The organism is Arsenophonus sp. ENCA, assembly GCF_002287155.1.
Taxonomy (GTDB): domain Bacteria; phylum Pseudomonadota; class Gammaproteobacteria; order Enterobacterales; family Enterobacteriaceae; genus Arsenophonus; species Arsenophonus nilaparvatae.
In genome coordinates this window covers 1-1,520 of the sequence record NZ_NHNG01000225.1, presented here as the reverse complement: position 1 = coordinate 1,520, position 1,520 = coordinate 1, and the positions used below count along the sequence as shown (strand labels likewise).

Below are 1,520 nucleotides of genomic sequence, written 5' to 3'. Positions count from 1 at the left end.
AAAACGCTCATGTAAGTTCAAATGTTTTCCCTTCATACAACAGTATCTCTTATGGGGTCATTACAGTAATTTTATCTATGTATGACCAAGGATTTACTTTGTTGCATTTCGTTTGGGAATTGGCGCAGAGGAATTAACAACCAGACATAATGCTAATTTACGCCTAGGAATTTCAAAGATCCTGAGGCCGTATGAAATAGGGATCACAGTCGGTAAGATTTGCTGTTTTTTTCAGCACAAGAGGGAGTGAGATCATTATTTGTTGGCTAATCGACTGATTTTTGAACGAATTTGCTGAATTCAGGCAGATCTTCCCTGCATTACATCACGTAACGCATTCGCGCTATTTCCACTGCGTTAGCAACCAGATCCTTTGTTACCAGCCCATACAAGACCCGCTGATAGACCATTTTCCCGCCACACAGAATACATTTAAAAGGGTCCGTATTGAGCAGTGCTTGGCTGAGGCTGGAAAATGTCACTACTTTTACAGGTTTTTTCTCTTCCTGAGCCAGTGCCTTTTTTACCCACGAGTTTCGCACAGGCATATAAAATTCTAAAAATGGCTTAAAAGCAATGATTAATCTGCAAGTTACTAAAAAACATAAATTTTCTTAAATTACAATAAGTTGTATTTGATTTATAAGGTTTTGACTATTTATATATCATGCTGAATTAAACTTAAAAATAGAGCGTTTTTTTATTGGTGCGAAACTCGTGGCGTTATCTCGCCGCTAAAAAATTAGCGACGGAATAACGGGTTGATCGCCGGTAGCCTTGATTTTTATTATCAAGGCGGAGCTTATTTAACGCTTTCTGGCTGGATGTATGCCGACACAGGTGTACACAAATCACCAACAGGTGGATTTGTAGTAAGTATTTTCTGGTGTACTTACCATAAATCTTCTTTTAGGGGGATAAATTAATGAACGCGCGTCAACGTTGCCGTGAGCGTCGTCAAATGCACTATCGTCAGCAGTGCAAAAAAGACGATGAAATACGGTTATTAAGACTCAGTATTCTACGGGGATATGAGACCCGTTCAACCGAAGATATCATTGATTCAATATGGAGGAAAACATTAGAGCAAAAACAAGATAACACCGATACGCTGGCCGATTTTATTTATACGTTGAGAAAAGGATTAAACATAACGAATAACAAAGAAGAAGCCAGCTTTACCAACTGTTGCTTACCCAATACTTACCTCTATGCGGTGAAGCGCCGAAGCCGCTAGTCATCTTTATCAAGGAAAAAGATAATGTTTAAACAACTTTCGCGTCCGGGGAAAAATATTTATGTTGGCGCGGTATTGCGTGACCGGCTCGATAAAATTGTGCTCGATATCGGTCATTATATTGGACGCCCTGTGACGATTTCTGAATTTATTCACTAAACTAGTTGCTGAATAGAGACTTGCATTTTTTGTCACGCTATTGAGAATAAAAAGAGGTTTAACTTAGAGAATAAAGGTTTGAAATGATCAACAAAGAGCGGCTGTTACGAGATAATCGTTTATG

The 1,520-nt window shown here is 38.8% G+C and carries 3 protein-coding genes; 2 read left to right on the top strand and 1 reads right to left on the bottom strand.

Annotated features, from left to right (window positions below):
* Nucleotides 1-320: 320 nt before the first annotated feature.
* Entirely contained in the window at nt 321-542 is a 222-nt protein-coding gene (locus tag CBG25_RS05940; RefSeq protein WP_290605285.1) for a hypothetical protein, read from the bottom strand.
* 383 nt (nt 543-925) lie between these two features.
* Between CBG25_RS05940 and CBG25_RS05935 the strand changes: the two genes are divergently transcribed.
* A complete protein-coding gene (locus CBG25_RS05935; RefSeq protein WP_290605283.1) occupies nt 926-1,237 on the top strand; it encodes a hypothetical protein in 312 nt (103 codons plus the stop codon).
* Nucleotides 1,238-1,261: 24 nt separating this feature from the next.
* The gene (locus CBG25_RS05930) at nt 1,262-1,396 is read left to right on the top strand and encodes a hypothetical protein (protein WP_290605281.1); all 135 of its coding nucleotides are present in this window, start codon (nt 1,262-1,264) and stop codon (nt 1,394-1,396) included.
* Nucleotides 1,397-1,520: the final 124 nt, after the last annotated feature.

Coding starts and splice junctions, on each gene's coding strand:
- CBG25_RS05930 (WP_290605281.1), top strand. CDS start 1,262: ATGTTTAAACAACTTTCGCGTCCGGGGAAAAATATTTATGTTGGCGCG.
- CBG25_RS05935 (WP_290605283.1), top strand. CDS start 926: ATGAACGCGCGTCAACGTTGCCGTGAGCGTCGTCAAATGCACTATCGT.